We start from the raw sequence: 24675 nt of genomic DNA on the forward strand, positions 1-24675 counted from the left end.
AGGCGGCGCCCACCAGGTCATGCGTAGCTGCGGGCAGTCGTGCCGCTGGGGCGGCACGGGTGGGCGCTGGGGGTACCCCCTGCACGTAGTGCTTGGGGGAGGCACCCCGCACCGCCGGGCAGCGCAACACCGGCGCTCACCACGACGCCGAGCACAGCGCACCCCAGGGCACCGCACCCCACGGCGTCCACCCACCCAGGGACACCAACGCACCGCACAGCCGCAGCACGCAAAACGTGGACCCCGGCGGGGTACACCGGGGCCCACTTCCCTCATCCCTCCACTCACCGGCCGACCGAGACGCACCCGCCCGACCGGAGAGGCCTACGACGACCCGGCGCCCCGCACCGCACAACGGCCGGCGCCGGGTTCCGCGGAGCCGGAGCAGTGCACACGGCCCCACCTCCTTCTCCCCAGCACCAGGAAACACCCGTTCGGACGAACCCTCCACCGGAGAGAACCCCCGACCGGCCACCCAACCCCCCCCCCGCAGCCCGCAGCCCGCGACCGGCGGCCACTCGAACGGCCCACACCACTGGCGCCCCACCGCCCGCCCCCGTTGTCTGGAAGCGTGTCGTCCCGACGCCTCAGGACCGCCCTCTCGGCCGTCCTCATCACCCTGTCCTGCCTGCTGGTACCGCTCGGCGCACTGGCGGCCTGGGCGGCGTACGGCCTGACCGACACCGGACGGTACGTCACCACGATGGGGCCGCTGGCCGCCGACCCGGCCGTGCAGGGCCAGATCGCCGACACCGTCGGCGAGGGCATCCTGCGCCAGGTCGACACCGGCCCGGCGCACGGCGCGATGGGCCCGTTCGTGCACGACGCGGTGCGCTCCTTCACTCAGACCGAGGCGTTCCGGGCCGCCTGGGACACGGCGAACCGGTCCGCCCACGACGCCGTCCTGCGGGCCCTGCGCGAGAGCGACGACCGCCCGGTCACCGTCGACCTCGCGCCGGTCACCGAACAGCTCAAACGCCGACTCGCCCGCGACCACGTGCCGCTGGCCGCGCACATCCCCGTCCGGCACACCGAGGTCGCGCTGCTGCCGGCGAAGGACCTGGCCCGCCTGAGAAAGGGATACGACGTGCTCGAAGTCGCCGGGTTCTGGCTGCCCGTCACGGCGGTCACCCTCGCCGTCGCCGGCATCGCGCTGGCCGTCTGTCGCCGCCGCGCCCTGACGGCGACGGCCCTCGGCACGGCCGTCGGCGGCGCCCTGCTCGGCCTCGCGGTGGCGGTGGGCCGCAGCCTGACCCTGCGGGACCTGCCGCAGGAGGTCTCCACACAGGCCGCCGGCGCGGTCTACGACGCCCTCACGCACACCCTGCGCACGACGTCCTGGCTCCTGTGCGCGCTAGGCCTGACGACGGCGGCCCTCACCTGGCTGGCCACCCGCCACCTCCCCCGCCCCGCTCCCCAACCCCCCACCCCACCCCTGGACCCCACCCCACCCCCCAAACTCCCAGCCTGACCCCACCCCACAGGCACCGCCGCAGCCACGGTCAGTCACACCGCTGGACCGACGCCCACCCCGCATAGCTGCAGGCAGTCAGCCGCTGGGCGGGCGCCCACCCACCCCACGCAGCTGCAGGCAGACGTGCCACCGTGCCGGCACCCACCCCACGCAGCTGCGGGCAGACGGCGCCGCCGGGCCGGCACGGGTAGGCGCAGCAGCACCCCCCTCACGCAGCTGCGGGCAGACGCGCCGCCGGGCCGGCACGGGTAGGCGCAGCGGCACCCCCTCACGTAGCTGCGGGCAGTCGTGCCGCTGGGGCGGCACGGGTGGGCGCAGCGGCACCCCGCAACGCCGGGCAGCGCACCCCACGGCGTTCACCCCGGCGCCGGGCGCCTCGCACCGCCGGGCACCGCACCGCACGGCGGTCACCGCACCCCCGGGCACAATCGCACCGCAGACCACCGCCCCGCAGACCACCGCCCCGCAGGCCACCGCACCCCACGGCGTTCACCCCACCGCAGGGCCAGCAGAACCCCGGCGTTCACCCACCCCCCACCCCCCGAGCCACCGCGACCAGCACCCGCAGCGCGCCCCGCAGCTCCGCCACCGACACCGACCCCACCCCCACCCGCACCGCCCCCGGCGACCTCCGCGGATCCACCGCGAACGCGGAACCCGGCGTCACCGCCACCCCCCGCTCCCGCGCCGCCGCCGCGAACGCGTCCGCGCGCCACGGCGCCGGCAGCTCCCACCAGGCGTAACAGGCCCGAGGATCGGCCCTCACCGCGAACCCGTCCAGCTCCGCCCGCACCAGCGCCTGCCGCCGCACCGCGTCCGCCCGCTTCGCCGCCACCAGCCGCGCCACCGTCCCGTCCTCCACCCACCGCACGGCCGCCTCCAGCGCGAACCGCCCCGCGCTCCAGCCGCCCGAGCGCACCGCGTCGGCCACGGCGGCGCCCCGGCCGGGCGGGACCACCAGGAAGCCGGCCGTCAGGCCGGGCGCGACCCGCTTGGACAGCCCGTCCACCACGTGCACCAGCTCGGGTGCGTGCGCGGCCAGCGGTAGCGCGGGCCGCAGGAAGGACCAGATCCGGTCCTCGACGACCGGCAGCCGCAGCTGCCGGATCAGCTCGGCGATCTGTTCCCGCCGCTCGCCGCTCATGCTGACGGACGTCGGGTTGTGCAGCGTCGGCTGCAGGTAGAGCGCGGCGAGCGGCGCGGAGCGGTGCGCGGCGGCGACCGCGTCCGGCCGTACTCCGAAGGCATCGGTGGCGAGCGGGACCAGCGTCCGGCCGAGCCGCACGGCAATGTCCTTGACCAGCGGATAGGTGAGTTCCTCGACGCCGACGCGCCCACCCGCCGGCACCAGCGACACCAGCGCCGCGGCGATGGCCTGGCGGGCGCTGCCCGTGAACAGGACCTGCCCGGGGTCGGGCCGCCACCCGGGCACGGCGAGCAGCCCGGCGACGGCCGCGCGGGCCTCGGCGCTGCCGTCGGCCGCGGCCGGGCGCAGCGCCTCGGCAAGGGCGCCCGCTCGCAGCAGCGGCGCGAGGGCGGGCGCGAGCAGGTCCTCCTGCCCCGGGGCGACGGGGTAGTTGAGCTCCAGGTTGACGGGCGCGGCACCGGCCTCCTCGGTGAGCGCGCGGCCGCCGGGCGGCGCCGGAGCGGCCCGCACGAACGTGCCCCGCCCGACCTCGCCCACCACGAGCCCGCGCCGCGCGAGTTCGCCGTACACCCGCTCCGCGGTGGACGCGGCGATCCGGCGGCGCCGCGCGAACACCCGCTGCGGCGGCAGCTGTTGCCCGGGCCGCAGCCGGCCTGCGGCGATGTCGGCGGCGATCCGGTCGGCGATCCGCCGGTAATCCTCCACGCGCCCCACCTCTCATTGCACCGAGGGCAATGTTTTCATTGCCCTGAGCAGCGGGCCGCTCCTAGGGTCGCTGTCATGTCGCCCTTCCCCGCCTTCCTCGCCTTCGAGGACCGTGGCCCGGACGCGGACTCCTCGCGTCTGCCCCTGGTCCTGATCCACGGCCATCCCTTCGACCGCACGATGTGGGCACCGCAGCTCGCGGCCTTCGCCCCGTCCCGCCGGGTGATCGCCCCCGATCTGCGCGGCTACGGCGCCTCCCCGGTTGTGCCGGGCAGCACGCCGCTGGACGTCTTCGCGCGGGACGTCGAGGAGCTGCTGGACGAGCTGAAGGTGGAGCGTTGCGTCCTGGGGGGCCTGTCGATGGGCGGCCAGATCGCGATGGCCTGCTACGACCGGTTCGGCGACCGGGTGCGCGGCCTGGTCCTCGCCGACACCTTCCCGGCGGCGGAGACACCCGAGGGCAAGGTGGGGCGCAACGCGATGGCCGACCGGCTGCTGCGCGAGGGACTGCGCGGATACGCCGACGAGGTCCTGGAGAAGATGGTCGCCCCGTACGCGGACGACGCGGTCAAGGCGCATGTGCACCGCATGATGACCGCGACGTCCCCGGAGGGCGCGGCTGCGGCCCTGCGCGGCCGGGCCGAACGCCCCGACTACCGCGACCTGCTGACCCGGGTGCGCGTCCCGGCCCTGGTGGTGGTCGGCGAGGACGACACGTACACCCCGGTCGCCGATGCGGAGGCGATGCACGCGGCCCTCCCCGACTCCACCCTGACGGTGATCGCCCGGGCGGCCCACCTGCCCAACCTGGAGCGCCCGGCCGAGTTCAACGCCGCGCTGGAGGCGTTCCTGACCCGCGTCGACGCGGGGGCATAACGCCTCGCGCCTCCTCCGCCCCGCCCGCTACCGTCACCCCATGACCGCAACGACGACCCTCTACCGCCCGACCGGTCCCGAGGAGCTCGCCCTGGTCGAGGCGTCCGGGTGGACCGCGTGGCCCCCGCGCCTCCCCGAGCAGCCGATCTTCTACCCGGTGCTGAACGAGGACTACGCCGTCCGCATCGCCCGCGACTGGAACGTGCCCGCGTCCGGCTCCGGCTACGTCACCCGTTTCGAGGTCGACTCGGAGTTCCTGGCCCGCTACCCGGTGCGGCAGGCCGGCGGTCGGACGATCCTGGAGCTGTGGGTACCGGCGGAGGAGCTCGCGGAGTTCAACGCGCACATCGTGGGCCGTATCGAGGTCGTGCGCGCCTTCCACGCCGCGGACACGCCCTGACGGCATGCGCACCGGCCCCGGTGACCCGTCCGCCCGGGCGGACCTGCCCGCTCACGGCGGTCGCCGCCCGGGCCGGCGCATGACGGCCTGGGTCGCGGGCCTGCTGCTGGCCGGGGTGAGCGCGGTGCTGGCCTGCCGCATCGCCGACACCGACGCCGTCACCCCGGTGCCGCAGCTGCTCGCGTTCCTGCCGTGGCTGCTGGCCCCGGCGGGCCTCGCGCTGCTGCTGGCCCTGCTGGGCCGGTGGTGGACCGGCGTCGTGTGGGGCGTGCTGGTGATGGCGCTGCTCGCCTGGTTCACCGGGCCGTACGGCAAGGACGGCGAGCCCACGGGCCCGCCCGTCGCCTCCTTCCGCGTCCTCACCTCGAACGTGGAGTTCGGCCGCGGCACCGACGCCCTGGTCGCCGCCGTGCGCGAGGAGCGGCCGGACCTGGTGTTCGTGCAGGAATGCGACGCCGTCCGCTGCGACCGGGTCCTGCGGCGGGAGCTGTCCGCCGCCTACCCCTACCGGCAGGGCGTGGAGGGATTCGGTGCCGCGGGGTCCGTCGTCCTCAGCCGCTTCCCGCTCACCCCGGGCCCCGGTGTGCCGGCGCGCATGGGCATGCCCGCGGCGACCGCCCATGTGCACGGTCACGCCGTACGGCTGCAGCTCGCGCACCCCGCGCCGCCGGTGCCCGGCCAGGTCGCGGTGTGGCGCCAGGAGCTGGGCCGGCTGCGCGACGTGGCCGCCGCCGACGGGGGCGCGCCGCTGATCCTCGCCGGGGACTTCAACGCGTCCCAGGACCATGCCGCGTTCCGCCGCATCCTCGACACCGGCCTGCACGACGCCGCCCGGCTCGCCGGGCACGACCGCGCCCCCAGCTGGCCGTCGCGGACCACGCCCGCCTTCGGCGCGCAGATCGACCACGTGCTGCTCTCGAAGGACTTCTCCGTCACCCGGGCCCGCTTCCTGACCCTGGCCGGCACCGACCACCGTGCGCTCGTCACCGACGTCACCCTGCACGGCCGGTGACAATGGCGGCATGTCCGTAGGCCTCTCCCCTCCGCCCTGGCTGGTGGAGACCCTGCGCCCGCAGCGCGCCCCGGTCAACAAGGCCGCCGTCCTGCGCGCCTCCGTCGCCATGGCCCTTCCGCTGGCCCTCGGCCTCGCCGCCGGCCGGCCCGAGTACGGCGCCCTCGCCTCCATGGGCGCCCTGTCCGGGGTCATCGGCGACACCGCCGACGCCTACCGGATGCGGGTCCTCACCATCGCCGTCCCGCAGCTCTTCGGCGCCGTCGGCATCACCGTGGGCGCGGCGGTCTACGGGCACGGCTGGCCGGCGGTCGCCGCCGTCACCGGCGTCGCGCTGGTCTCCGGGATGATCTCGACGATCGGCGCGGTGGCCTCCGTGTCGGGGCTGCTCCTGCTGCTGAACGCCGTCGTCGGGGCCGGGCTGCCCATGCCCGGTCCGTGGTGGCTGGCGCCGCTGCTGATGACCGGCGGCGGGCTGCTCGTGCTGCTGCTCGCCCTGCTCGGCTGGCCGCTGCGGTCCGGGGTGCCCGAGCGGACGGCGGTCGCGGCCGCCTATCGCGCGGTCGCCGACCTGCTCGCCGCCTGCGGCGACCCCACGGCGTACGGGCCGGCCCGGCAGGCCGTCACCCGCGCCCTCGACCACGCCTACGACCTCGTCCTGGCCCGGCGGACCCGCCACCACGGCCGCAGCCGCGACCTGACCCGGCTGATCGCCCAGCTCAACGCGGTCACCCCGGTCGTGGAGGCCGCCCCCGCCGTCCATCTGACGGGCGTCCCGCTGCCCGACCGCATCCCGCGGGCGGTGCGCCGCATCGCGGACGCCGTCGCGGCCGGCCGCACCGGCCCCGTCGCCCTGGACCTGCCCGAACCCGCGGGGGAGACCGGGCGGGCCGTCGACCACGCCCTGCGGCACACCGCCGAGGTCGTCGCCGCGCCCGAGGTCGACCCGCGCGGCATCGACGACCGGCTGGGCCGGCCCGCCGCCCTCGGCATCCGCGCCGCCCGCTCCGCCCGCACGGTCGTCGTGTCCGCCCACTCGTGGCGCTACGGCCTGCGGCTGGCCCTGTGCATCGGGCTGGCCCAGGTGCTGGTCTCGATCGTGCCGGTGCCGCGGTCCTACTGGATCGCGCTGACCATCACCTTCGTGATGAAGCCGGACTTCGGTTCGGTCTTCTCCCGCGCCCTGCTGCGCGCCCTCGGCACCGTCGCCGGCCTGGTGGTCGCCGCCGCCGTGCTCGCGGAGGTGCCCCACGGCGGGTGGGACGTGGTGGTGATGGCGGTGCTGGCGCCGCTGATCCCGGCGCTCACCCCGCGCGGCTACGGCTATCAGACCGCCGCGATCACCCCGGTGATCCTGCTGTTGTCCGACATCCTCAACCACCAGGGCACCGCCCTGCTCCTGCCCCGTCTCGTGGACTCCCTGATCGGCTGCGGCATCGCCCTCGTCGTCGGCTATCTGCTGTGGCCGGAGAGCTGGCACACCCGTGTCGGCGACCGCCTCGCCGACGCCGTCGCGGACACCGCCCGCTATGTGGAGTGCGCCTTCGGCACCGACGGCGACCCGTCCGCCCGCGCCCGTATGCGCCGCCGCCTCTACCGCGACCTGTCCCTCATCCGTACGGAGTTCCAGCGCGCCCTGACCGAACCGCCGCCCACCGGGCGCCGCGCCGCCGCCTGGTGGCCCGTGGTCGTCGCCGTCGAGCGCATCGTGGATGCCACCACCGCGGCCCGGGTCCGCGTCCGGCACGGCGCGCCCTCGCCCCACCCGGCCGAGATCGGCCAGGTCGCCCTGCAACTGCGCGAACTGGCCGCAGGGCTGCGGGAGGCCGAGGTGCTGTATCCGGTCCGCACCGACCTGACCGGCCCCGCCGACAGCGTGCTGGAACCGGTGCGCCAGGAGGTGGCGGCGGCCCGCGCGATCGCCGGCCCACACTGACTAGCGCACGGGAAGCCCCGCAGACCCCCGACAGGGAACCCTGACCGTTTCACGTGAAACACCCGCATGGACCGTTTCACGTGAAACCGCCCCTGCCGGATGTTTCACGTGAAACGGCGATGCGGGCCGCCCTGTGCAGGAGGGCGGCCCGCATCCCGGTGGGGGGTGGGGATCAGGCGTTACCGGGCGCTCTTCTGCAGCGCCTTGTCGAGGGCGGCCGCGAAGCCGTACGCCCACAGCTGGTTCACCCGCGAACGCTCGGTCGCGTTCGGGTAGGGGTTGGTGCAGGAGGGGCCGGGGCCACCGCCCGACATCAGCTCACTGCACGGCCCGGTGTAGTGGTCCGGCAGCCCCAGGACGTGACCGGTCTCGTGCGCGGTCACCCGCGTGGAGTCGTACTGCTGGTTCTGCCGGTAGTCGAGGAAGATGTAGCCGCTGCCGTGGCCGTCGGTGGAGGCGTACGAACCGCGCGAGTCGTTGCCCTCGTAGTAGGCGAAGTCGGCGTTCGAGCCCGCCGCGAGCTTGACGTTGGACACCGAGCTGTTCCATATCTGGGCGGCCCGGGATATCTGCGTTCTGAACGACGGCGCACGGGAGGCGTCGTAGACGACCGTGACGGCGGCGGTGCTGCTCGGGTGGGCGGCCCGCTTGGCGGCGACGGACTTCACCACCGCGTCGAAGAACGCCTGGTTCGCCTTGGCTTCGGCCGCCGAGCCGGTGTAGCCCTGGTACGGCTGCGGGGCCGGCGCCGCAGAGGCGGTGGCCGACCCGGGCGCGGCGATCCCGAGGGCGATCGCGGTGGCCGCCGTGACGGCGGACAGGGGCAGACGCATGCGCATCGATGACTCCTAGGGTGGGGGATGAGCCACTTGCCATCCGTGAGTCTCGGTGCCGCTGCGCCGCCTGTGATGATGGCAACCCCCGATAGCCCCGCCCTATCGCCCCACAACCGGCCTGCCTCAGGCGATAGTTGAACCCCTGGTGAAACCCTGGCGTCCGCTTTACTCTCCGGAGACATGGAGCTCGAGGTGAGGCACCTCCGCGCGGTGTGCGCCATCGCGGACACCGGCAGCCTGCACCGGGCCGCACGGCACCTCGGCGTGTCCCAGCCCTCGCTCAGCGCCCAACTGCGCCGCATCGAACAGGAGCTGGGCGGCGCACTGTTCCTGCGCGAGCGCACCGGCTGCCGTCCCACCCCGCTCGGCCGGCTGGTGCTCAGCCGCGCCCGCCCCCTCGTCGCCGACCTGCGCTCCCTGGTCGCCGAGGCGCGTGCCGCCGCCGCGGGCGGCCCCCATCTGCGGATCGGCTCCACCGCCAGCCGCGCCCTGCCCGGCTGGCTGCGCCGGCTCCGCCAGAGCCGGCAGGAACCCAGCCTGCACATGGACGTCTCCCCCAACGCCCTGCTGCGCATGGTCGCCGACGGCCAGCTCGACGTGGCGTTCGTGCACGAGGTCGAGGGCTGTCCCCTGCGCGTCCCCGAGGGCCTGCGCACCCGCGTCCTGGTCGAGCGGGAACCGCAGTTCGTGTCCCTGCCGGCCGACCACCCGGCCGCCGCGAAACCCGTCGTCGACCTGGCCGATCTCGCCGGGGACCGCTGGATGGTCGACCCGACCGTGGACGGCGAGTGGGACGCCGTCCACCGCATGCTGCGGCTGGCCGGGCTGAGCCCGCGCGTCCTGCACGGCGACTACCACACGGCCGCCTCCCTGGTGGCCACCGGTGAGGTCGTCACCGTCTGCCAGCCCACCTCGCTGTCCCGCCCGGAGACGGCCGTACGCCGGCTGCGGGGCGACCCGCTCGGCGTACGGCTGCTGCTCGCGGCCCGGACGGAGACGGAGCTGGACGGGGTGTGCCCCGCCCTGCGGGAGGCGTACTGGGAGGCGGCACGCCAGTCCCCGGCGTACCGGGAATGGCTGGAAGGCACCGCCTCCGCGCTCGCCCTGTCCGACGCGTGAGCCCCGCGCCGGGGGCCGACGCGAGCGGTCAGACGCCGATGTCCTCGCCGTCGGCCCGCCACACCGCGACGACCGCCGGGCGGACGATCTTCCCGGGCCCGTCGGGCCAGGTGCTGGCCGGCTTCTCCACCGACGCCCCGTCGACCTCGCCCGGGTGCTGGACGGCGACCAGCACCCGCCGGTCCTGCACCAGCGGCCCGCAGGTCTCGGCACCGGTCGGCACGGTCAGGAACTGCTTCAGCTCACCGCGCCGCTCGCCCCGGGTGGCCACGCCGAACAGGCCGTCGTGCGAGCCGAGCTGGTTGCCGTCGGTGGAGATCCACAGGTTGCCGTGCGGGTCGAAGGCCACGTTGTCCGGGCAGGAGATCGGGCTGACCCGGTCCTTGGGGAAGCCGGCGAAGTAGGTGGCCGGGTCGGCGGGGTCGCCGGCGACGAGGAAGAGCGACCAGCCGAAGGTCGTGGCATCCGCCCGGTTCCGGTGCTCGGTGAGCTCCAGGATGTGCCCGTGCTTGTTGGCGTTGCGCGGGTTGGCCTCGTCGGCGGGCGCGAGACCGGCCTTGCCGCGGTTGGTGTTGTTGGTGAGGACGACGTACACCTTGCCGGTGTGCGGGGAGGGCTGGATGTCCTCGGGCCGGTCCATCTTCGTCGCGCCCACCTTGTCGCCGGCGAGCCGCGTGAAGACGAACACCTCCTCGGCGCTCATCCCCTCCACGTGCGAGACGGCACCGTCGGCGGTGGCGGTGGCCAGCGGGATCCACTGCCCGCTCCCGTCGAACTCGCCGTCGGCGGGGAGCGCGCCGCTGCCGTCGATGTCGGCGGCCGGGGAGTCGCCGGTGAGCCGGGCGACGTAGAGGGTCCCCTCGTCGAGCAGCGACAGGTTGTGCTCGCGCACGGCCCGCGAGGTGCCGTGCCGCATCCGCTTGGCGCCGACGAACTTGTAGAAGTAGTCGAACCGCTCGTCGTCACCCGAGTACACGACGGGCCGCCCGTCCTCGGTCAGCCGCACGGTGGCCGCCTCGTGCTTGAACCGCCCGAGCGCGGTGTGCTTGCGCGGCGTGGAGGCCGGGTCGTACGGGTCGAACTCGACGACGTACCCGAAGCGGTGCACCTCGTTGGGCTCCTGCGCGAGGTCGAAGCGCCGGTCGAAGCGTTCCCACTTGCGCTCGGTGGCGCCGGTGCCGATCCCGTACCGCTTGTCGGTGGCGCGGCTGCCGTGGGCGAAGTACTGGTTGAAGTTCTCCTCGCCGTGCAGGGTCGTCCCCCACGGCGTGGTGCCGCCGGAGCAGTTGTTGAGCGTGCCGAGGACGGTACGGCCCGTGGGGTCGGCGGAGGTCTTCAGCAGGTCCGAGCCGGCGGCCGGGCCGGTGAGCCGGAAGCGGGTGGTGGCGGTGACGCGCCGGTTGAGCGGGTGCCGCGGCACGGCGGTCAGCTTCCCGCTGCGGCGGTCCTCCTCCACCACGACGGCGGACAGCCCGTGGGCCGCCCAGGCCACCTCGACCTGCTGCCGGGTCGGGTTCTCCGGGTCGTACCCGCGGAACATGAGCACCTCGTCGGTGTACTCGTGGTTGGCGACGAGGAGCTGCCGGTGCCGCTCGCCGGGCAGGGGCAGCAGGGCGAGGAAGTCGTTGTTGTACCCGAACTGACCGGCCTGGGCGGCCGCGGTCTGCCGCTCCGGGTCGAAGGCGGGCGCGCCGCGCAGGATGGGCTCGCCCCAGCGGATGACGACGTTCTGCCGGTAGCCCTCGGGGACGGTGACCTGGTCGGCGGTGTTCGGCGCGACGGGGGAGAACCGCAGGCCCCGGGCGGCGCGGCCGTGCGGTGCGGACGGGCGGGGAGCAGCGGCGGCGGGCTGGGCGGCGCCGGCGGTGACACCGCCCGCGGCAGCGGCCACGGTGACGACGGCGGCGGCCCGCAGGGCGGTACGGCGGCTGAGGGCGCCGGCGATGACGTCACCGACGTACTCGTTGGCGCTGGTGTTGGGCACCTCGTGGAAGCAGGCGTCACCGCACCGGAACCGGCAGGTCATCGCGGACCGCCCGCCCGGATGCGAAACGGACGGTGTCCCTACGAGCGGCAGCAGCTTGCGCACTTTACTCTCCCCTTGCGATCCCTTGGTACGGCCGTGACGGTAGGGGTACACACGTGCGGAAGCGCTGCGACCGGGTGAACGAGAAGTGAACCCGCGTCGTCCTTCGGGGTGTTGACACCGGGGCGTCGGCCCTGCTCACCCCTCCCCAAGATCACCCCCGGGGGCCGCTAACCTTACGTGTCCGTCCTGGCCAGGGATCGACGGGCATCAACTCACGCGAAGGGTTGCGCACATGGGCATTCTCACTCTCCTGCGGAACGCATTCGGCCGATCACGCAAGGGGCGCACGGCCGAGGCAGAGAGTGCGGAACCGGCGACGACGGAACCGACGCAGCCGGCCCCCGCGGCACCGTCGGCTTCCGGCCACCCCGAGCCGACGGACACCGCCACCGACCCCACCCCCCGCATCCCCGAACCCCGCCCGGCCCTCCGCAACACCCACGACCTGGTAGCAGCAGCCTTCGACAACGTCACGGTCCCCAAGCCGTCCACCTCGGCGGAGGACAACGCGGAGGCGGAGACGCCGGTGGCGGAGAAGCCGCAGGCGGAAACGCCGCAGGTCGAGGACCCGAAGGCCGAGACGCCGGAGCCTGAGGAGCCGCAGGTCGAGGAGCCGAAGGCCGAAGAGCCGAAGACCGAAGAGCCGAAGGCGGAGACGTCGGAGGCCGAAGAGGTGCCGGCCGAGGCGCCGGAGACCGAGAAGCCGCAGGTCGAGGAGCCGAAGGCCGAGGCACCGGAGACCGAGGAGCCGAAGGCCGAGACGCCGCAGGCCGAGACGCCGAAGGCCGAGGCCCCGGCCGAGGCGGACGAGCCGGCCACGGCACCGGAGCCTGCGGAGGCGACCGAGCCTGCGGAGGCGCCTGAGCCTGCCGGGGCTGCTGAGCCTGCCGAGGCCGCTGAGCCGACGGCTGAGGAGCAGTCCGCGCCGGCGGAGGAACCGGCGGCAGAGGCCGAGCAGCCCGCAGAGGCCACGGAGGAGCCGACGGAGCCCGCGGAAGCGGAGCAGGCCCCGGTCGAGGAGCCGGAAGAGCCCAAGGTCACGGAGGAAGAGCCGGCGGAGCCGACTGCCGCCCCGGAACCCGCAGCCGCCGACGGCGAGGACGCCCCGAAGGGGCCACCCGCACCCGACATCGAAAGCCGCACGGGTGGTGCGGGTGGGAACGAAACGGCCGAAGGCGAAGCCGAGGCCGAAACCCCCGAAGCCCCGCAGGGCCCCGCACCCGACAACGAATCCCGCACGGGTGGTGCGGGTGGGAACGAAACGGCCGAAGGCGAAGCCGAGGCCGCAACCCCCGAAGGCGAAGCCGAGCCGGAGACGCAAGAAGCCCCGCAGGGCCCCGTCACCCTCACCCGCATCAAGGCCGCCGCCCCCGCCCTCGCCACCGCGTACAAGGCCGCCACCGCCGCCCTCAAGAAGCACGACCTCACCGGCACCCGCGCCAAGGTCTACCTCGTCCTGGACCGCTCCGCGAGCATGCGCCCGTACTACAAGGACGGCTCCGCCCAGGCCCTAGCCGAGCAGACCCTCGCCCTCGCCGCGCACCTCGACCCCGAGGCCACGCTCCCGGTCGTGTTCTTCTCCACGGACGTGGACGGCACCGGCGAGCTCACCCTCACCGACCACGAGAACAAGATCGACGAGCTGCACGCCGGCCTGGGCCGCATGGGCCGCACCAGCTATCACGCCGCCGTCCAGCAGGTGATCGACCTGCACGGCACGTCGCAGGACCCCACCGCCCCCGCTCTCGTCGTCTTCCAGACGGACGGTGCCCCCGACGCGAAGACCCCCGCCACCCAGTCCCTCACGGACGCGGCGAAGAACCACCCCGCGCTGTTCTTCTCCTTCGTCGCCTTCGGTGAGCACGACAACAAGGCGTTCGACTACCTCCGCAAGCTGAAGACGGAGAACACGTCCTTCTTCCACGCCGGCCCCACCCCCCGCGAGCTCACCGACAAGGAGCTCTACGAGGGCGTACTGGCCGCCTGGCGCCCGTAACGCGACCGGGGGGTGGACGGAACCACTCCGTCCACCCCCCGAAACGCATGTGAGTCGATCTTCACGGGCCCAGTAGGATTTCGACCATGGCGGCCACTGGATCCGAGAAGCAGGCGGGGAAGGCGTACTACGTCTCCACGCCCATCTACTACGTCAACGACGCTCCTCACCTGGGCCACGCCTACACGACCGTTGCAGGGGACGTGCTCACGCGCTGGCACCGTCAGCGCGGCGAGAAGGTGTGGTACCTCACCGGCACGGACGAGCACGGTCAGAAGATCATGCGCACGGCCGAGGCGAACGGGGTGACGCCCCAGCAGTGGGCGGACAAGCTCGTCACCGAGGCCTGGAAGCCTCTCTGGGAGCACCTGGAGATCGCGAACGACGACTTCATCCGCACCACGCAGAAGCGGCACACCGACCGCGTCCAGGAGTTCGTGCAGGACCTGTACGACAAGGGCGAGATCTACAAGGGCGGCTACGAGGGCCCGTACTGCGTCGGCTGCGAGGAGTACAAGCTCCCCGGTGAGCTGCTCGACGGCGAGGGCGAGTACGCCGGTCAGAAGCTCTGCCCGATCCACAAGAAGCCGGTGGAGATCCTCAGCGAGGAGAACTACTTCTTCAAGCTGAGCGAGTACACCGACAAGCTCCTCGCCCACTACGAGGCGAACCCGGGCTTCATCCAGCCGGAGTCCGCGCGCAACGAGGTGCTGAACTTTGTCCGCCAGGGCCTGCAGGACCTGTCGATCTCCCGCTCGACGTTCGACTGGGGCATCCCGATCCCGTGGGACGCCAAGCACGTGATCTACGTGTGGGTCGACGCGCTGCTGAACTACGCCACGGCGGTCGGCTACAACGAGAACCCGGAGAAGTTCGAGGCGACCTTCCCGGCCGACGTCCACCTCGTCGGCAAGGACATCCTCCGCTTCCACGCGGTGATCTGGCCGGCGATGCTGATGGCGCAGGGCCTGCCGCTGCCGAAGAAGATCGCCGCGAACGGCTGGCTGATGGTCGGCGGCGAGAAGATGTCGAAGTCGAACCTGACCGGCATCAAGCCGCAGGACCTGACCTCGCACTTCGGCGTGGACGCCTACCGCTGGTACTTCCTGCGCGCGATCGCCTTCGGCCAGGACGGCTCGTTCTCCTGGGAGGACTTCTCCGCCCGGTACACCTCCGAGCTGGCCAACGACTACGGCAACCTCGCCTCCCGCGTGGCGGCCATGGTCGGCAAGTACTTCGGCGGCACGCTGCCCGAGGCCACCGCCGACGGCGACGCCGAGAAGGCGATCCACGACGGCCTGGCCAAGGCCGTGGCCGAGGCGGACCGCAAGATCGGCGAGGAGCTGGACTTCCAGGGCGGCATCCTGGCGGTCTTCGACTTCGTGAAGCAGGTCAACGGCTACATCACGGAGCAGGAGCCGTGGAAGGTGGCCAAGGACGACTCCGAGGAGGGCAGGGCCCGCCTCGCGACCATCCTCTACACGGCCGCCGAGGCGCTGCGCGCGGTCGCCGTCCTGCTGAACCCGGTCATGCCGGAGACCTCGCAGAAGCTGTGGGACTCCCTCGGCGCGGAGGCGTCCCTGGGCGCCCTGGCCGAGCAGCGGATCCAGGAGGCCGGCGACTGGGGCCGCCTGCCCGCCGGCACCACGGTCACCAAGGGCGCGGTCCTCTTCCCCCGCCTGGAGGAGAAGCCCGCCGTCTGACGGCTCGCACCAGCACCTGTGTCAGCCTCCGCCCCGGCAAAGGGCGGGGGCTGACGCCGTACCGGGGCCCGGACCTGCCGCGGTGAAGGCCCGCCGCTGCCGCCACGGGGCACGCATTTTGGCCGAAAGGCGCACGAGCGGGGACCTTGCTCGCGTCCCGGAGGCGCGGTCACCCTGACGGCATGGTGCGTGGGCGGGGGCAGGCCGTGCTGCGGGCGGCCGGACGGGCCGGGGGGTGGCTGGGGGCGTTCGCCGCGGGATCGCTCGTGGCGACCTTGTACACGCTGTTCCTGGCGTGGGTGCTGGTGACGCTGTGGGCGCACGGGCACCGGGACCTGATGGCGTTCCTCATGGTGTGCGGCGGTGTCGCCTTACCCGTCGCGGCCCCCTTCCTGGCGGCTGTGTATCTCCACGAACGGGACCGTGAGACGGCGTGCTTCGCCGTCGGAATCAGCACGGGGGTGCTGGTGCTGTCGGCGTTCGCAGGTGTCATGGCTTTCGGCTGCCAGGACTCCGACCAGCAGGCGCTGCACGACCGCGGGGTGGCGAGGACCGGTGTGGTGACCGGGCAGTGGAGGTCGGACGGCCCCGACGGCGCCACGTTCGGGATCGACGTACGGCTGCCGGACGGGACCACCCACAGATTGCCGGGGGAGCAGTCCCCGGTGGGCACGCCGATCGTCGTCACGGTCGACCCGCGGGGTGACGTCGACACCCGGCTGGGACCGCCGCCGGGGGCACCGGACGGGGTCGGGCTGAAGCTGTCGGCCGCCGGCGTCGCGCTCGGCTGCACGGCCGCGTCCGCGTCCTGCGCGGGGCTCGTGGCAGCGGACCTGCGGCACCGGCTGCGCCGGCGAACCGGACGGCCCGGCGGGGTCACGGCGCTGGTGAAGAACTGAGCCGCTCTGGCGCGGCTCGCCACCCCCTCGCCCCCGGGTCTGACAGCATGGGCATCCCGTGAACGTTTCCGCACCTCACCAGCGCCTTCTCGGCGATGCCGTCACCGTGGGCAGTCCGCACGGGCTGGTCCTGGCCGGCGGCTACGCCCTGGAGGCCCACGGTCTGCTGACCCGCCCGCACGCCAATGTCGACGTGGCGACGGAGAGCGCCGAGCCGATGGAACACCTCGCCGGGGACATTTGTACGGCCCTGGAGGCGCGCGGCCGCCAGGTGCGCACCGTCTCCGTCGCCCCGCTGTCGGCGCAGCTCGCCGTGACCGACCCGCCGACGGGCGAGGAGTGCACGCTGGCCCTGCACAAGGAGGCGTTCTGGCACCCTCCCGTGCTCACGGAGGCCGGTCCCACGCTGTCCCTGGAGGACGCGGTCGGCACGAAGATCCGCGCCCTGTACGACCGGGGCGCCGCCGTCGACCTGATCGACGCCCGGGCCGCCGCCGCCCGCTTCGGCTTCCCCGACCTGGAGGAGCTGGGCCGCCGCCACGCCCACGACCCCTTCGACCTGCCCACCCTCCAGTCCCGCCTGACCGGCACCGACTGGTACCCGGACACCGCGTTCACCGCGTACGGCGTCCCCCCGGAAGAGATCGCCCCACTGCGCGCCTGGGCCCAGCACTGGTCCGACGACATCGCCGAACGCCTCCTGGAGAACGGCGCCTCCCCGGACGACCCCGGTGACGCAGACGAGTAGGAGCGGTCAGCTCCCGGACGCGTACGCCACGAAGTCCGCCCACGCCTGCGGGGCGAGCGCGAGCCGGGGGCCGGCGTCGCGGTACTTGGAGTCACGGACGTGGACGGTGGCGGGGGTGGTGGCGATCTCGACGCAGGAGTCACCGTCGGGGCCACTGCTGTAGCTGCTCTTGAACCACGCGAGTTCGGGGGCGTCACCGACGGGGATCTTGCGGATCATGTCTCTCCCAGCAGTTGCTCGATGAGGGCCAGCGACTCCCCTGGCGGGAGAGCCTGCGCCCGGATGGTGCCATACCGCAGCTCAAGGACGCGGAGCTGCCTCAGATCAGTGACGGGACGACCATTGAACGCCCCGTCAGAGCGCCCCACAGCAGTGCCGTCCTCGAACTTCAACAACTCGATCCTGCCGCTCATGCCGGGGTGTGGTGCGCTGTCCATCGGCATCATCTGGAGGGAGACATTGCTCAACTGCCCCACTTCCAGCAAGCGTTCGAATTGCTGCCGCCGGACCATTGTGCCTCCAACCTTGCGCCGAAGCGTCGCCTCTTCCAGGACGAAACTCAGCGCCGGGGCAGGGCACCGCTCATAGATCACTTGCCGGGCGACACGGGCGGCTACGCGACGCTCCAAGTCCTCCGGTGTGTAGGCGGGCAGCCACGACTCAAGCAGCGCCCTCGTGTAGTCCGACGTCTGCAACAGTCCCGCGATGTTGCTGTTCTCGTAGACGCCGATCTCGACCGCCCGCGCCTCCATCTGCGCAAGATCCCGCACCTTCTTCGGGTACCGGACCTTCGCCACGTCCTCCTTCATCGCGGCGAGCAGCCCACCCGCCCCCAGCACCTCGTCCGCCCTGTCCAGATACTCGGGCCGGGGAATCCGCTTGCCGCTCTCGATCTTGTAGACGAGGTCCTCGCCGTACCCGACGGCCCTGCCGAAGTCACCGGCGCGCATCCCCACGGACTCCCGCCGGAGCTTGAGCTGCCGCCCCACGGTGGCTACGACGGCCACGCCCCACTCGTCGTCCGGATCCACCTCCCACCCCGGCTCGTCCGCCTCCGTCCTGAGGTGCCGGACCTCTCCGTCCACCGACATGCGCGCCCCTCCGCCGTACCGTCTCGTGCCAGCCACGCCCTACCCGTACGCGACGCCCCGACAAGCCCGGACACCACCGGACAACCAGCGGACAGTCACCGTACGCAACCACGGCGTCACTCCCCACGGTAGGCGCATCCGGCCACGCTGAGTGACGTGAACCCGAAACTCCTCCAACCCGGCGGCTCCATCCGCAACTTCAGCGTGCTGCTGTCGCCCACACCCCGGGGGGCGCGCCTCGCCCGCCTGCTCGCCACGGAACAACTGCGCGTCTGGGGCCTGCCGTTGGATCCGGCGCAGCTCGTCGTGGCCGAACTGGCCAACAACGCCGCCACGCACGGCCGCGTCCCCGGCCGGAACTTCCGGCTCCTGCTCTACGTGGTCGGCGAGACCCTCCGTATCGAGGTCACGGACACACGCGGTGACCGGCTGCCCCACGTCCGGTCCGCCCGCCCCGCCGAGGAATCCGGCCGCGGCCTGACCCTCGTGGCGGCCCTCGCCGACCGCTGGGGAGTGACTCCGGGTCTGCCACCCCGCAAGACGGTATGGGCCGAACTCACCGTCCCGGCCCGGGAGTCACCGCGACCTGACCGCCCGTGCTCCGGTCCGACCTGCGCTCCCTATGAACCACCCACCGGGGAGAAAGAACCCCGCCAAGCCCCACCCCTCCCTCCCGCCGGGCAAACTCACTCCGCCGAGTGAATATGCCCAACTGGGCTGGATTCGGGACGGGTTGCGTGCCCTACGCTCAGCGCCAGCAGCACACGACCACCCCCAGACATGCGACGGCCCTCGCCGGGACTGCCATCCCAGTGCGAGGGCCTGACCACCGAGGAAAGCCGCTTCCCGATGGACACCGAAAACCCTAGCGCGACCACGCCTGCCCAGTCCCGTATCCGCGGCAAAAACCACCCCGACGGGGACCGCGTCGCCGGCGTCGTCCACGACCACGTCCGCCACACCGAGAACTTCACGGTGATCGGCAACGACCTGGCCCAGCATCCCGAGCTGTCCCTGCTCGCCATCGGACTGGCCTCCTACATCCAGTCCGTGCGTCCGGGCACCGCCGTCGACATCAAGACCCTCGCCGCCCGCTTTCCCGAGGGCCCCACCCGTATCGCAGCGGCTCTGCGGGAGCTGGAGGGCCACGGCTACCTGCGCCGCACCCGCGAGCGCACCACCACCGGCCAGATCGTCACCCGCACGGTCTCCTGCAACCGGCCCGGTCACCGCGCCTCCCGGGAGCCGGCCACCCGCAGGCCCGCCCGGCGCACGGCCCCCGACGAGCCCGCGCCCCGCAAGCGCCTCCCCGCCGTCCCCCAGCCGTCGTACAGCTCGCCCGGCCTCCTCCGGACAGCTGTCGACGTCCTCGCCGGTCTGCGCCGCCACGACCCCCGCCTGCTCCTGTCCGCCACCGACGCCGAGCACCTCGCCCCGGGCGTCGCCGCCTGGCTGGAGCGCGACCTCACCCCCACCGCCGTACGCCATGCCCTGACGGCGAACCTGCCGGACGAGCCCCTGGTCCGCCCGGCCGCCCTCCTCGCGCACCGTCTGGCCGCCCAGCTCCCACCACCGCCACCGTTCAGTCCCCCGGCCGCACCGACCCCCGAGCGCCACCCGTGGCAGACCTGCGACGGCTGCGAACGCGCCTTCCGCGCCCCGACCCCGGGCCGCTGCCGCGACTGCCGAGCCGACCACCACGAGGCCCCATGAACGCGCAAAGGCCCGGCATGCATGCTGCGGCTACCCTGGCAGGGGTACTCCTGGAGGACACCATGAGCACACTGCCCGAGCAGGGCCGCGAGCTGATCCCGCGTCCCGAGCAGACGCCCGATGCGCTGCGCGCCGCACTCGCCGTGGTAGCGCCGGGCCGGTTGGCGGAGATGCAGGCCACGAAGGACGAGGCGTTCGCCAAGGCGGTCGAGTGGCAGTCCGTCAGCCCGGTGCAGGGCTGGGTTCTCCGCTGGGCCCGGGACATCGAGATCGCCCGCCGCCCCGATCTGTCCGCCCGCTTCGAGCGGGCGCAGAGCAGGCTGGAGGACGAGGACTCCGGCATCGCCGAGAAAGCTCTCCGGGAGCTGACCGCCGTACTGGACGATGCCATGAAGGCAGTGCGCGGTTGAGCTGGAAGTGGGAGTACGCGTTCGGAGCGGAGGAAGCGGCGCGCTCAGCACCCGCCGACTTCCTTGCGCAGGTGGAGAGGAAAGCGGACGAGTTGGTGAGGGCCGCCGAAGCGCTCCACGTCCACGGCCGGGCCCACCGTGGTCTCGACCCCAAGGGCGGCGACATCATCGTCCCCGGCGGCATGTTCAGGTATCAGATCGTTGTGCGAAGTGAACGCGTCTACCTTGTTCAGATCACCTACCTGGGCTTTTGAGCCGGAGCTCACCGGCGCTCGCAGGGCGGCCCGGATATGCGCGAAGGCGCCCGGGACCAGGTGGTCCCGGGCGCCTTGGCCATGCGTACGTCGCTTACTTCGGCTGCGGCTTGTTGATCGTCAGGTGGAGTTCCTTCAGGCGGGCCGCCTCCAGCTCGGTGGGGGCACCCATCATCAGGTCCTGGGCGTTGCCGTTGAGCGGGAAGGCGATGGTCTCGCGGATGTTGGGCTCGTCGGCGAGCAGCATGACGATGCGGTCGACGCCGGGGGCGATGCCGCCGTGCGGCGGGGCGCCGAAGCGGAAGGCGCGCAGCATGCCCGCGAACTCGCGCTCGGTGACCTCACGGTCGTAGCCCGCGATCTCGAAGGCCTTGAGCATGATGTCCGGCTCGTGGTTCCGGATGGCGCCGGAGGACAGCTCGACACCGTTGCAGACGATGTCGTACTGCCAGGCCAGGATGTCCAGCGGGTCCTGGTTCTCCAGCGCGTCCATGCCGCCCTGGGGCATCGAGAACGGGTTGTGCGAGAAGTCGATCTTGCCGGTCTCCTCGTCCTTCTCGAACATCGGGAAGTCGACGATCCAGCAGAAGCGGAACACGCCCTCCTCGAAGTGGCCGGCGCGCTTGGCGGCCTCGACGCGGACCGCGCCCATGATCTTGGAGACCTCGTCGAACTCGCCCGCGCCGAAGAACACGGCGTGGCCGGCCTCCAGGCCGAGGCGCTCGGTGAGGACCTTGACGTTCTCCTCGGTGAGGAACTTCGCGATCGGGCCGGACAGCTGGCCGTCCTCGCCGACGCGGACCCAGGCCAGGCCCTTGGCGCCCTGCGAGACCGCGTAGTCGCCGAGCTGGTCGAAGAACTTGCGGGGCTGGTCCTGGACGGCCGGGACGGGCAGCGCGCGCACGTGCTTGCCGGCGAAGGCCTTGAACTCCGAGCCCTCGAAGACGTCGGTGATGTCGACGAGCTCCAGCTGGGCGCGCAGGTCCGGCTTGTCGGAGCCGTACTTCAGCATCGCCTCGCGGAACGGGATCCGCGGGAACGGCGAGGTGACGTGGCGGCCGCCGCCGAACTCCTCGAAGAGCTCGGTCATCAGCTTCTCGATCGGCTGGAAGACGTCCTCCTGCTCGACGAAGCTCATCTCGACGTCGAGCTGGTAGAACTCGCCCGGCGAGCGGTCGGCGCGGGCGTCCTCGTCGCGGAAACACGGCGCGATCTGGAAGTAGCGGTCGAAGCCGGAGATCATCAGCAGCTGCTTGAACTGCTGCGGGGCCTGCGGCAGGGCGTAGAACTTGCCCGGGTGCAGCCGGGAGGGCACGACGAAGTCGCGGGCGCCCTCGGGCGAGGTGGCCGTCAGGATGGGCGTGGCCATCTCGTTGAAGCCCATCGCCGCCATCTTGTGACGGATCGCGGAGATCACCGCCGTACGCAGCATGATGTTGCGGTGCATGCGCTCGCGGCGCAGGTCGAGGAAGCGGTACTCCAGGCGCCGCTCCTCGTTGACCCCGTCCTCGGTGTTGATCGTGAAGGGGAGGGGCTGGGCCGCGCCGAGCAGCTCGACCTCGCTGACCTCCACCTCGATCTCGCCGGTGGGCAGGTCCGGGTTCACGTTCTCGGTTCCACGTGAAACAACGCGGCCGTCGACGCGGACCGTGGACTCCTTGGAGACCTTGTCCAGGGCCTCGTAGGCCTCGGTGCCGGGGCGGGCCACGAGCTGCGTGATGCCGTAGTGATCGCGCAGATCGATGAAGAGGATGCCGCCCAGGTCGCGCCGATTGTGCAGCCAGCCACTCAGCCGGACGTCGGTGCCGACGTCAGTGGCGCGGAGCTCGCCGCAGGTGTGGGACCTGTACCGATGCATCGTCGTTCATCCAGTCTTCGCGGATCGGGTATCTCCGGGGCCCGGTGCCCGGACTTTTCAAGGGTACCGGCCGCCCCGGGATCGCCTCCCCACCGTTACGGCCACGCCCGTCCCACGGCCCTGCCGCGCGGCCCTTCGGTGGCAGTATGCGAACAGATCTTCTTAAAGTGGGGCAATGCGCACTGGTGAGCCCCTGCCCGAGGTGGGGGAGGTCCTCGCCGCCCTCGCGACCGGCATGTGGCACTGGGACACCGGAACCGGGCACGTCACCCTGGACGCGGAGGCGGCCCGGCTGCTCGGGCTGCCCGCCGAGCCGACGCGGCTCACCGAGGCCCAGGTGCGCGCCCGGCTGCACCCCGTCGACTGGAACGAGATCACCGGAGTCGTCCAGCTCGCGGTCGCCGAGGGCACCCTCGCCGAGGTGCGCATCCGGATCATGGACGAGACGGGCCGCATCCTGCGCGTGGTGCGCTCCCGCTCCAAGCCGACCTTCGACCCGCAGAAGAAGGCCTACAAGCTGATCGGCACCCTGCAGGAGGTCACCGAGCCCGCGCCGGGCACCCCGGCGGGCAACAACGCGGTCACCGGCGACTGGCGGCGCTCACGCGAGGCGTTCCTGCTGGACGCGGGCCGCGCGCTGGCCGAGGCGCGCTCCACGGCCGAGGTGCTGCGGGTGGCGGCGGGGCTCTCGATGCCGGGCTTCTCGCCGGACGGGCTCGCGGTGTTCGGCGCCGAGGGCGACCGGCTCACGATCATCGGCCACCACGGGCAGCGGCCCGGCGACGAGGGCCCCTTCGCGCAGATGGCGCTCGGCACGGACTACCCGGCCGCCGAGGTGGTGCGCACCGGACGCGCGGTGTACCTGTCCTCGCCGGAGGAGTACAAGGCGCGCTACCCGCTGACCTGGCCGCTCGCCCAGCGCTTCGGCCGGCAGTCCTGGGCCTTCCTGCCGCTGACGGTCGGGGGCCGCACCATGGGCGCCTGGATGGCCGCGTTCACCTACCCGGTCGCCTTCACCCCCGACGAGCGGTCCGTGCTGACGACCGTGGCGCGCATGCTCGCCCAGGCCCTGTCCCGGGCCGGCGCCGCCGAGACCGAGCGGGAGCTGACCGACGGGCTGCAGCGCTCGATGCTGCCGGTGCTCGGCCCGGGGATCCCCGGCATGAGCCTCGCCGCCCGCTACGTGCCCACCGGCGGCGGACTCCAGGTCGGCGGCGACTGGTACGACATGATCCCGCTGCCCGCCGACCGCTTCGCGCTGGTCATCGGGGACGTCCAGGGCCACGACGTGCGCGCGGCCGGGCTCATGGGCCAGCTCCGCACGGCCCTGCGCGCCTATGCCGCCGAGGGTCACCGGCCCGACGCGGTCCTCTCCCGCGCCTCCCGCTTCTTCCACGGCATCACCCACACCGACGACCCCGGCGGGCTGCGCTTCGCGACCTGCCTCTACCTCGAGGTCGACCCCGCCACCGGGGTGGTGGAGAGCGCGCGGGCCGGGCATCTGGACCCGGCGGTCCGCATGCCCGACGGGACGGTCCTGCACCGGCCCACGGCGGGCGGCCTCCCCCTCGGCATCGACCCGGACAGCGACTACCCGACCACCCGGCTCACCCTGCTGCCCGGCGAGACCCTGCTGCTGTGCACCGACGGCCTGATCGAGACCGGCGGGCACGACCTGGACTCCGGCTGGGCGCGGGTCCGCTCCATCATGGAGTCGGCCGACGGCGACCTCGAAGCCCTCGCCGACGCCCTGGTCCGGGCCGTGCACGGGCCCTCCTCGCACCACACCACCGGCCCGCTCACCGACCGCCGCGAGGACGACATCGCCCTGGTCCTGCTCGGCCGGCACCCGGTGCGCGAGGACGGCACCGTCGCCGTGCGTGCACCCGTGCGGCGCTCGGTGCTCACCGTCGCGCAGGCCGAGCCGGAGCGCGTCGCCACGGCCCGGCAGCAGCTGCGTGAACTGCTGCACGACTGGCCCTCCCCGGACCAGGTGGACTCGGCGGTCCTGCTGGTCTCCGAGATGCTCACCAACGTCCTGGTGCACACCGACGCCGACGCCCTGCTCTTCGCCGAGGTCTCCGGCCCGCCCGGCGCGCGGCGCATCCGCGTCGAGGTCACCGACAGCAGCGACGACCTGCCCCACAAGCGCCGCCCCGGCGAGCTGGCGTCCTCCGGCCGCGGCCTGGTCCTGATGGAGCTCCTCGCCGACCACTGGGGCGTCGCGCCGCGCGGCGAGGGCAAGAGCATCTGGTTCGAGCTGAGCGAGAAGGGGCCGGAGGCCGAGGAGGGCCCGCGGACGGACCGGACCCCCGGGCGGCACCGGGAGGGGCCGGCGGCGGCCTAGCAGCGACTCGTGGCGTACGGCTGCGGGGGCGGCCCGGCAGCGGCTCATGGCGTACGGCTACG

Annotated in this window: 21 protein-coding genes; 15 read left to right on the forward strand and 6 right to left on the reverse strand. The window is 73.1% G+C overall.

The annotated features are described in order from the left end of the window. Positions 1-571 precede the first annotated feature (571 nt). Complete coding sequence (locus tag ACF1AL_RS23360) at positions 572-1471, forward strand: hypothetical protein (RefSeq protein WP_391820696.1); 900 nt, start codon at positions 572-574, stop codon at positions 1469-1471. A 526-nt stretch (positions 1472-1997) separates the two neighbouring features. On the opposite strand, the gene ACF1AL_RS23365 is transcribed toward ACF1AL_RS23360, so the two are convergent. Next, the gene (locus tag ACF1AL_RS23365) at positions 1998-3326 is read right to left on the reverse strand and encodes a PLP-dependent aminotransferase family protein (RefSeq protein ID WP_391827208.1); all 1329 of its coding nucleotides are present in this window, start codon (positions 3324-3326) and stop codon (positions 1998-2000) included. 75 nt (positions 3327-3401) lie between these two features. Here ACF1AL_RS23365 and ACF1AL_RS23370 point away from each other — a divergent pair, with 75 nt between their 5' ends. The 4 genes from ACF1AL_RS23370 (at position 3402) to ACF1AL_RS23385 (ending at position 7550) form a co-directional block, all read left to right on the forward strand. Beyond that, positions 3402-4202 (forward strand): alpha/beta fold hydrolase, encoded by an 801-nt coding sequence (locus tag ACF1AL_RS23370; RefSeq protein ID WP_386584549.1) that lies wholly within the window; start codon positions 3402-3404, stop codon positions 4200-4202. Positions 4203-4242: 40 nt separating this feature from the next. Then, positions 4243-4602, forward strand: coding sequence for an ADP-ribosylation/crystallin J1 (locus ACF1AL_RS23375; RefSeq protein ID WP_384201545.1), 360 nt, complete (start codon positions 4243-4245; stop codon positions 4600-4602). Positions 4603-4681: 79 nt separating this feature from the next. After that, positions 4682-5614, forward strand: a complete 933-nt coding sequence (locus tag ACF1AL_RS23380) for an endonuclease/exonuclease/phosphatase family protein (protein WP_391827210.1) — start codon at positions 4682-4684, stop codon at positions 5612-5614. A gap of 10 nt (positions 5615-5624) precedes the next feature. Further along, positions 5625-7550, forward strand: coding sequence for an FUSC family protein (locus ACF1AL_RS23385; RefSeq protein ID WP_391827212.1), 1926 nt, complete (start codon positions 5625-5627; stop codon positions 7548-7550). Positions 7551-7729: 179 nt separating this feature from the next. On the opposite strand, the gene snpA is transcribed toward ACF1AL_RS23385, so the two are convergent. Further along, a complete protein-coding gene (snpA, locus tag ACF1AL_RS23390) occupies positions 7730-8389 on the reverse strand; it encodes a snapalysin (RefSeq protein ID WP_366835319.1) in 660 nt (219 codons plus the stop codon). A 177-nt stretch (positions 8390-8566) separates the two neighbouring features. Between snpA and ACF1AL_RS23395 the strand changes: the two genes are divergently transcribed. Further along, on the forward strand, positions 8567-9505 hold the full coding sequence (locus tag ACF1AL_RS23395; protein ID WP_384201533.1) for a LysR substrate-binding domain-containing protein: 939 nt from the start codon (positions 8567-8569) through the stop codon (positions 9503-9505). A gap of 28 nt (positions 9506-9533) precedes the next feature. On the opposite strand, the gene ACF1AL_RS23400 is transcribed toward ACF1AL_RS23395, so the two are convergent. Continuing rightward, positions 9534-11594, reverse strand: a complete 2061-nt coding sequence (locus tag ACF1AL_RS23400; RefSeq protein ID WP_391701182.1) for a PhoX family protein — start codon at positions 11592-11594, stop codon at positions 9534-9536. A 232-nt stretch (positions 11595-11826) separates the two neighbouring features. Between ACF1AL_RS23400 and ACF1AL_RS23405 the strand changes: the two genes are divergently transcribed. The 4 genes from ACF1AL_RS23405 (at position 11827) to ACF1AL_RS23420 (ending at position 16940) form a co-directional block, all read left to right on the forward strand. Then, positions 11827-13590 (forward strand): VWA domain-containing protein, encoded by a 1764-nt coding sequence (locus ACF1AL_RS23405; protein ID WP_391827214.1) that lies wholly within the window; start codon positions 11827-11829, stop codon positions 13588-13590. Positions 13591-13676: 86 nt separating this feature from the next. Then, a complete protein-coding gene (metG, locus tag ACF1AL_RS23410) occupies positions 13677-15293 on the forward strand; it encodes a methionine--tRNA ligase (RefSeq protein WP_391827216.1) in 1617 nt (538 codons plus the stop codon). Between the two features lie 182 nt (positions 15294-15475). Next, positions 15476-16192: a hypothetical protein gene (locus ACF1AL_RS23415; protein ID WP_391827218.1), complete on the forward strand. Its 717-nt coding sequence runs from the start codon at positions 15476-15478 to the stop codon at positions 16190-16192. A gap of 58 nt (positions 16193-16250) precedes the next feature. Beyond that, positions 16251-16940, forward strand: coding sequence for a hypothetical protein (locus tag ACF1AL_RS23420; RefSeq protein ID WP_391827220.1), 690 nt, complete (start codon positions 16251-16253; stop codon positions 16938-16940). Between the two features lie 6 nt (positions 16941-16946). Here the strand turns inward: ACF1AL_RS23420 and ACF1AL_RS23425 are convergent, their stop codons facing one another. Both ACF1AL_RS23425 and ACF1AL_RS23430 read right to left on the reverse strand, forming a co-directional pair. Then, entirely contained in the window at positions 16947-17159 is a 213-nt protein-coding gene (locus tag ACF1AL_RS23425; RefSeq protein ID WP_391827222.1) for a DUF397 domain-containing protein, read from the reverse strand. After that, entirely contained in the window at positions 17156-18031 is an 876-nt protein-coding gene (locus ACF1AL_RS23430; RefSeq protein ID WP_391701164.1) for a helix-turn-helix domain-containing protein, read from the reverse strand. The genes ACF1AL_RS23425 and ACF1AL_RS23430 overlap by 4 nt, the downstream gene beginning before the upstream one ends. A gap of 156 nt (positions 18032-18187) precedes the next feature. Between ACF1AL_RS23430 and ACF1AL_RS23435 the strand changes: the two genes are divergently transcribed. From ACF1AL_RS23435 to ACF1AL_RS23450, 4 genes are all read left to right on the forward strand, one after another. Continuing rightward, the gene (locus tag ACF1AL_RS23435; protein ID WP_391827224.1) at positions 18188-18733 is read left to right on the forward strand and encodes an ATP-binding protein; all 546 of its coding nucleotides are present in this window, start codon (positions 18188-18190) and stop codon (positions 18731-18733) included. 147 nt (positions 18734-18880) lie between these two features. Continuing rightward, positions 18881-19744, forward strand: a complete 864-nt coding sequence (locus ACF1AL_RS23440) for a helix-turn-helix domain-containing protein (protein ID WP_391827226.1) — start codon at positions 18881-18883, stop codon at positions 19742-19744. Between the two features lie 62 nt (positions 19745-19806). After that, positions 19807-20154: a hypothetical protein gene (locus tag ACF1AL_RS23445; protein ID WP_384201510.1), complete on the forward strand. Its 348-nt coding sequence runs from the start codon at positions 19807-19809 to the stop codon at positions 20152-20154. Next, positions 20151-20408: a hypothetical protein gene (locus ACF1AL_RS23450; protein ID WP_384201507.1), complete on the forward strand. Its 258-nt coding sequence runs from the start codon at positions 20151-20153 to the stop codon at positions 20406-20408. Before ACF1AL_RS23445 ends, ACF1AL_RS23450 begins: the two co-directional genes overlap by 4 nt. 94 nt (positions 20409-20502) lie before the next feature. Here ACF1AL_RS23450 and aspS read toward each other — a convergent pair whose 3' ends face one another. After that, positions 20503-22266: an aspartate--tRNA ligase gene (gene aspS / locus ACF1AL_RS23455; RefSeq protein WP_366835305.1), complete on the reverse strand. Its 1764-nt coding sequence runs from the start codon at positions 22264-22266 to the stop codon at positions 20503-20505. 175 nt (positions 22267-22441) lie between these two features. Between aspS and ACF1AL_RS23460 the strand changes: the two genes are divergently transcribed. Then, positions 22442-24613 (forward strand): SpoIIE family protein phosphatase, encoded by a 2172-nt coding sequence (locus ACF1AL_RS23460; RefSeq protein ID WP_391778110.1) that lies wholly within the window; start codon positions 22442-22444, stop codon positions 24611-24613. Positions 24614-24675: the final 62 nt, after the last annotated feature.

The sequence above is a fragment of the Streptomyces sp. NPDC014801 genome, assembly GCF_043082085.1.
Taxonomy (GTDB): Bacteria; Actinomycetota; Actinomycetes; order Streptomycetales; family Streptomycetaceae; genus Streptomyces.